The following is a 6,834-nucleotide window of genomic DNA, read 5'->3' as shown; positions in this document are numbered from 1 at the left end:
AACGGAGACGGTGACGGAAGCGGTCGCTGCCCGGGCTGAGACGTCAGGCACCGCGCCCCGGACGCAGGCGAACGGCCCTGCCCCCGCGACGCCAACGGAGACGGTGACGGAAGCGGTCGCTGCCCGGGCTGAGACGTCAGGCACCGCGCCCCGGACGCAGGCGAACGGCCCTGCCCCCGCGACGCCAACGGATACGGCGACGGAAGCGGTCGCTGCCCGGGCAGCGACGGCAGCCACCGCGCCCGCGTCCCTGCCGGACGACACACCCGCGGCCCCCACGCCCGTCGCGGACAGCGTCCCCATGACGTCCACACTGCGCCGACTGTGGCGGCGCCACCACGAGCGCACCGACCCCGGCGTCTACAACGTCGCACACCGCATCGACCTCCACGGCGCCCTCGATCCGGACGCCCTCACTCGGGCGCTGGAGGACCTGGTTGAACGGCACGAGGCGCTGCGCAGCCGGGCCGTGCACCGTGACGGGAAGCATCTCGTCGAGGTGCTCACCGACGTGCCGGTGGACGTCGAGGTCACCGACCTGATGGCGTACGCCGGCGACGCCGTCCACGTCGAGCGCTGGTGCCAGGACCACGCGTCCGAACCGTTCGCGCTGGACACCGCCCCGCTGTTCCGGTTCCGGCTCGGCCGGCTCGGCCCGGACCGCTGGGTGCTGGTGGCCGTACTCCACCACGCCGTCTGCGACGGCTGGTCCATGGGCATCCTCTGGCACGACCTGCAGGAGCTCTACAACGCCCGCGGCGAAGGCTCCGCCTCCGCTCTCGCGGCGCCGTCGGTACAGTTCACCGACGTGGCCCGCGCGGAGCACCGGCTCACCGACAGGCGCCGGGAGGAACTGGAACGGTTCTGGCGTGCGGAGCTCGCGGGCCTGCCGCTGAAACCGGATCTGCCCTGCGACCGGCCGCGGCCCGCCGTGCCGTCCGGCCGCGGGGCCCTGCACACCTGGACGATCGGCGGCGCCGTGCCTGGCCGGGTGGCGGGGACGGCCGAGCGGGTGGGAGTCACCCCGTACGCGGTCCTCGCGGCCGCCTTCGCCACCTGGACGGCCCGGCTGTGCGGGCGCACGGACGACGTCGTCCTCGCGGCCTCCAGCGCCAACCGCACCAGGCCGGAGCGGGAGGGCGTGGTCGGGCTGCTGGGCGATGCCGTACTCCTGCGCGCCCGCCTGTCCGAGGCCCCGGTGTTCGCGGATCTGGTGACGCGGCTCGGTTCGACCCTGTTCACCGCCCTCGACCACCAGGATCTGCCGCTGACCGAGGTCGTGCGGCTCCTCTCGCCCGAGACGGCCGAAGGGCTGTTCCCCACGGTGCTGTTCACGGTGGTCACGACGCCGCCCCCGGCCCTTAACCTGCGGGGGGTTTCCGCAACGGTCCGCGGCCTGCCCACCCGAGCGGTCGCCCGCAACGAGCTCTACGCCGTCCTCCTGCCCCGCGGTGACGCCATCGACATCACCTTCGAGTACGCGACCGACCTCTTCGACGCGGCGACGGTCCGCGCCTGGAGCGAGGACTTCACCGCACTGCTGGAGCAGGTCACGGCGGAGCCGTCGACCCCGGTCGCGGAGCTGCTGTGCCCTCCGGACGGGAGGGAGGGCGCCTGCTGAGCGCCCCGCCTTCGACCGTCTGAACAGGTCTGCGCCGGCACCCCGGTACGCGCCTAGACTGAGCGCATCGGGGTGCTTGCGAGAGACCGGACCGGACCGTGCGGCATCAGCGGTTGTTCGTGGCGGCACTCGCCCTGTTCCTCACCGTCCTGCCGGCGGCCGGCAGGACGGCCGCGGACAGCGCACAGGGCGAGGAGGTCCCGCGCGGCCCCGGTTTGGGTGCGCGGGCCCTTCAGGCACTGATCGACGGCATCCAGTTCGGTGTCATCATCGCGATCACCGCCGTCGGGCTGTCCTTGATCTTCGGGACCATCCACCTGATCAACTTCGCGCACGGCGAGCTCGTCACCATCGGCGCCACGTCCGCCTTCTTCCTGAACGTCTCGCCGGCGGGCCCCGGCTGGCACCTGGGCCTCGCCGCCCTCGCCGCCGTGGCCTTCGGTGCCCTGCTGGGCGCGGCGATCGACCGCGGCGTCTGGCGCCCGCTGCGGGCCCGCGGCACCGGGCTGATCAACATGTTCATCGTCACGATCGGCCTGTCCCTGCTGCTGCGGCACGTCGTGCTCGTGCTCTACGGAGCCCGCCCCGGCTCCTATGCCCAGTACGACATCCAGCAGGCGATCGACCTCGGCCCGGCCGGTATCACCCCCAGGGACCTCACCGTCACCCTGCTGTCCCTGCTGACACTGCTCGGCGTCGCGGTACTGCTGCAACGGACCCGGATCGGCACCGCGATCCGCGCGGTCTCCGGCAACCGCGACCTCGCCGAGGCCTCCGGCATCGACGTGCAGCGGGTCGTGCTCGTCGTCTGGATGCTCGGCGGAGCGCTCGCCGCCCTGGGCGGCGTCTTCTTCGGACTGGTGGAGGTCATCACCTGGGACATGGGGTTCAAGCTGCTGCTGCTCATGTTCGCCGGGGTGATCCTCGGCGGTCTGGGCAACGCGTACGGCGCGATGGCCGGCAGCCTCGTCATCGGCGTCGTCGCCCAGATGTCCACCCTGTGGTTCCCGGTCGACCTGCAGTACGCATGGGCCCTGCTCGCCCTGATCGTCGTGTTGCTGGTGCGACCGCAGGGCATCCTCGGCCGGGCCGAACGCATCGGGTGAGGGGTGCGCCGTGGACTTCTCCGTGATCCTCTCCGACGCGATCCGCTCCGGCATCGGTCCCATCGCCGCGATCTACGCGATCGCCGCCCTCGGTCTCAACCTGCACTTCGGCTACACGGGGCTGCTCAACTTCGGCCAGGTCGGTTTCATGCTCGTCGGCGGCTACGGACTCGCCATCACCGTGGTGACGTGGGGCGGTTCGATGTGGCTCGGCATCCTGGTCGGGCTCGCCTCCGCGGTCGTCCTGGCGTTGCTGCTCGGCCTGCCCACCCTGCGGCTGCGCGCCGACTACCTCGCCATCACCACGATCGCCGCCGGGGAGACGCTGCGGCTGTTCTACCGCTCCAGCTGGGCCGAGCCCACCACCGGCGGGGTGTTCGGCCTCCAGCGCTTCGCGGGCGACTTCTACGACCTCAATCCGATCCCGCCGGGCCGCTACGGCGTGTGGAAGGTCGAGTTCACCGCCCGGGACCTGTGGGTGCTGATCATCGCCTGGGCTCTCGTCGTCGTGATCGCGGTCCTGCTCGCCCTGCTCGTGCACAGCCCCTGGGGCCGTGTCGTCCGTTCCGTGCGCGAGGACGAGACAGCCGTAAGCAGCCTGGGCAAGAACGTCTACGCGTACAAGATGCAGAGCCTCGTCATCGGCGGCGTGATCGGGGCGGTCGCCGGGATCCTGCAGGCGATCCATGTCCAGTCGGTGAGCGCGGACAGCTACGACCCGGCCGTCACCTTCTTCCTCTACACGCTGCTGGTGCTGGGCGGCGCCGGACGGATCCTGGGGCCGGTCGTCGGCTCGGTCCTGTTCTGGTTCGTCCTCACCTTCCTCGACAGCGCTCTGCGCCAGGCCATCGGCACCGGGGCCGTCCCGTCCGACGTGATCAGCACGTCGGAGGTCGGCGCCGTGCGCTTCGCCCTGGTCGGGCTCGCCCTCATCCTGCTCGTGGCTTTCCGCCCGCAGGGGATCCTCGGGAGCCGGAAGGAGATGCTGCTCAGTGGCCGCTGAGAAGCGCAGCCCCGCCACGCCCGGCGGCCCCCGTGCCGCGGGCGCGCCGGCCGTCGCGGCCGAACCCGGTGTGCGCAAGCCCGACGCGCTGCTCGTCCTGGACGAGGTGCGCCGCAGCTTCGGCGGCCTCGCCGCCGTGCACGTCGACCACCTGGAGGTGCAGCGCGGCACCATCACGGCGCTCATCGGGCCCAACGGCGCGGGCAAGACCACGCTGTTCAACGTGGTCAGCGGCTTCGACCGGGCCGACGGCGGGCGGTGGTCCTTCGACGGGCAGGCCCTTGCCGGCCGCCCCGCCCACCGGATCGCCCGCAGCGGACTGGTGCGCACCTTCCAGCTGACCCGCACGCTCGCCCGGCTCACCGTGCTGGAGAACCTGCTGCTCGCCGCGACCCCGCAGCGCGGCGAGCGGCTGCTGCCCGCGCTGCTGCCACCGCTGTGGCGGGGGCAGGAGCGGGAGAACGAGGCCAGGGCCGATGACCTGCTGGACCGTTTCCGTCTCGCCCCGCTGCGCGACGACTTCGCGGGCACGCTCTCCGGCGGGCAGCGCAAACTGCTCGAACTCGCCCGCGCACTGATGGTCCGCCCGTGGATGGTGCTGCTCGACGAGCCCATGGCCGGGGTGAACCCCGCCCTGACCCAGTCCCTGCTCGGCCACATCACCCAACTGCGCGACGAGGGCCTGACGGTGTGCTTCGTCGAGCACGACATGGACGTGGTGATGGGCATCAGCGACTGGGTGGCGGTCATGGCGGGCGGCCGCCTGGTGGCGGAGGGCCCGCCGGCCGCGATCGGCCGGAACGCGGCCGTGGTCGACGCCTACCTCGGCAGACACCACGACGAACCCGAAGCCACCGGCGAGGAGGCTGAGCCCCATGACACCTGACCGCACCGCACAGCAGCGCCCGAACGGGGCGCCACCCGTGCTGGCGGCCGACGACATAGTCGCCGGATACCTGCCCGGCGTCGACGTACTGCGCGGCTGCAGCGTCGAGGTCGGGCCCGGTGAACTGGTCGGCGTGATCGGCCCCAACGGCGCCGGGAAGTCGACCCTCGCCAAGGCCGTCTTCGGACTGCTGCGCATCCGCGGCGGCTCCGTGCGGCTGCACGGCGAGGACGTCACCCACCGGCCCGCTCACGAACTGGTCCGCAGGGGCGTCGGATACGTACCACAACTGCAGAACGTCTTCCCCGGGCTCACCGTCGAGGAGAACCTGCGCATGGGCACATACCTGCGCCCCAGGGCCTACGCCGCGCGGGCCCGGGCGGTCGAGGAGGTCTTCCCGGTCCTGGCCGACCGCCGGAAACAGAAGGCGGGTTCCATGTCCGGCGGCGAGCGGCAGATGCTCGCGATGGCCCGCGCGCTGATGACCGAGCCGCGGCTGCTGCTGCTCGACGAGCCCTCGGCCGGGCTCTCACCGCGCTACCAGGACCAGGTGTTCGACCGCGTCAAAGAGATCAACGGCGCGGGCGTCGCGGTGCTCATGGTCGAGCAGAACGCCCGCAGGTGTCTGCAGATCTGCGCCCGTGGCTACGTCCTCGACCAGGGACGCAACGCGTACACCGGCGCCGGCGCGGATCTGCTCCGCGACGAGAAGGTGATCGAGCTCTATCTCGGCACCCTCGCCCGCGTCCGCTGACACCTCCGACATCTTCTGCGCACGACTTTCCGGTGTGTTCCTCACTCCTCGCCCCGGCTCACCTCCGTGCGCACGGTCTGCAGCTCGCCCTGATCGTCGTAGGTGTAGACCTCGATCGTCGCCTGGCCCGGCTCACCGGCGTCGGTGAACTCGAGCGGGCCGCTCACACCGTCGTAGTCGATGTCCTTGCCGTCGGCCAGCAGCTCCTTGCAGGCGGCGAAGGAAGTGCACTTGTCACCGTCCTTGGTGACACCGACCATCTCCTTGGCGAAGGTGCCGGGGTCGTCCGACTTCGCCTTCTCGGCGGCAAGCGCGATCGTCGTCACGCAGTCGAAGACCTGCGGCGCGAACTGCAGCTCCTTCAGCTCCGGCGCGAACGCCCTGAGCTGCTTCACATACTCGGCGTTGGACGCCGATGCCGGCGCCGTGCCCTTCATGCCTGCGAGCCGTTCGGGGTTCTTCGGTGCGACCAGTGAGGGCAGTTCCGCGCTGCGCAGGCCGTCGGCTCCGTAGACACCGATCTGCTGCGGTCCCACCCCGGCCTCGATGAGTCCTTGCAGGATCTGTGCGCCCTCCTCGAACGAGATCACCACGACGGCGTCAGGGTTCGCATTCCTGACCTGTTGCACGAGCTGGTCGTAGTTCGTCGCCTTCGGGTCGTACGTCTCGGCGACCGCGACCTCCGTGCCGCCCTTCTCCAGAGCGTCCCTCGTGGACTCCAGCAGCCCGCGCCCGTAGTCGTCGGCCCGCGCGACCAGCGCGACCCGGTCGTGGCCGTCGCCTTGGACGACGTCGGCCAGCACCGGCGCCTGCAGCACGTCGCTCGGCGCGGTGCGGAAGTAGAAGCCGCCGTCGTCGTAGTCGGTGAAGGTCGGTGCCGTGTTGGACCCGGAGCACTGGACGACGCCGGCCCCGGTCACGCGATCGATGAACGCCAGCGACATCCCGGACGCCGCCGCGCCGATGATCGCGTCCACTCCGCTCGCCAGCACGCGGTCCGCCGACTGCGCCGCCACGGCCTCCTGGCCTGCCTCGTCACCCGAGACGACCGCGGGGATCGGTTTGCCGAGAACTCCACCCGCGTCGTTGATCGCCTTGATCGCGAACTTCATCGACTGGATCTGGGGAGGCCCGAGAAAGGCCAGCTGACCGGTCTCCGGCAGGACGTATCCGAGTTTGAGTTCGCCGTCCTCCTCGCGGGCCACCGCGGCCGATGCGCCCCCACCACCGCTCGAACCACAGGCGGCCACCACAAGCGCGGCCGCGCCCAGGAAGGTCGCGGACCGCCGTATCGACGTGTGCATGTCCGCCTCCCTCAGTAGAGGCTGTCTGCTGTTTTGTTCAAGAATAAACCGCCTGGGAGTCGGTCGGCGCCGACCGATCACATTCACGTTCCCCGGTCGTCGAGGTGCTCAAGGGAGAGCGGCCACGCCACGGCTCCGGCGGGCGGTCGCCGATCGTGGC

At 71.2% G+C, this 6,834-nt stretch carries 6 protein-coding genes; 5 read left to right on the top strand and 1 reads right to left on the bottom strand.

What is annotated here, in order from left to right:
• Nucleotides 1-10: 10 nt before the first annotated feature.
• From ACH5AF_RS21380 to ACH5AF_RS21360, 5 genes are all read left to right on the top strand, one after another.
• Complete coding sequence (locus ACH5AF_RS21380) at nt 11-1,621, top strand: condensation domain-containing protein (protein ID WP_398903284.1); 1,611 nt, start codon at nt 11-13, stop codon at nt 1,619-1,621.
• Between the two features lie 98 nt (nt 1,622-1,719).
• On the top strand, nt 1,720-2,727 hold the full coding sequence (locus tag ACH5AF_RS21375) for a branched-chain amino acid ABC transporter permease (RefSeq protein ID WP_398903199.1): 1,008 nt from the start codon (nt 1,720-1,722) through the stop codon (nt 2,725-2,727).
• A gap of 10 nt (nt 2,728-2,737) precedes the next feature.
• Nucleotides 2,738-3,730 (top strand): branched-chain amino acid ABC transporter permease, encoded by a 993-nt coding sequence (locus ACH5AF_RS21370; protein WP_398903198.1) that lies wholly within the window; start codon nt 2,738-2,740, stop codon nt 3,728-3,730.
• Entirely contained in the window at nt 3,720-4,616 is an 897-nt protein-coding gene (locus tag ACH5AF_RS21365) for an ABC transporter ATP-binding protein (RefSeq protein ID WP_398903197.1), read from the top strand. Before ACH5AF_RS21370 ends, ACH5AF_RS21365 begins: the two co-directional genes overlap by 11 nt.
• Nucleotides 4,606-5,370: an ABC transporter ATP-binding protein gene (locus tag ACH5AF_RS21360; RefSeq protein WP_398903196.1), complete on the top strand. Its 765-nt coding sequence runs from the start codon at nt 4,606-4,608 to the stop codon at nt 5,368-5,370. Before ACH5AF_RS21365 ends, ACH5AF_RS21360 begins: the two co-directional genes overlap by 11 nt.
• A 41-nt stretch (nt 5,371-5,411) precedes the next feature.
• Here ACH5AF_RS21360 and ACH5AF_RS21355 read toward each other — a convergent pair whose 3' ends face one another.
• Nucleotides 5,412-6,674 (bottom strand): ABC transporter substrate-binding protein, encoded by a 1,263-nt coding sequence (locus ACH5AF_RS21355; RefSeq protein ID WP_398903195.1) that lies wholly within the window; start codon nt 6,672-6,674, stop codon nt 5,412-5,414.
• Nucleotides 6,675-6,834: the final 160 nt, after the last annotated feature.

This window comes from Streptomyces sp. NPDC018833 (genome assembly GCF_044390825.1).
GTDB lineage: Bacteria > Actinomycetota > Actinomycetes > Streptomycetales > Streptomycetaceae > Streptomyces.
This window is presented reverse-complemented; position numbering and strand designations above follow the sequence as displayed.

What these genes read in the sequence shown, in the direction of transcription:
- ACH5AF_RS21355 (WP_398903195.1), bottom strand. Translation starts at nt 6,674, where the DNA reads ATGCACACGTCGATACGGCGGTCCGCGACCTTCCTGGGCGCGGCCGCG.
- ACH5AF_RS21360 (WP_398903196.1), top strand. Translation starts at nt 4,606, where the DNA reads ATGACACCTGACCGCACCGCACAGCAGCGCCCGAACGGGGCGCCACCC.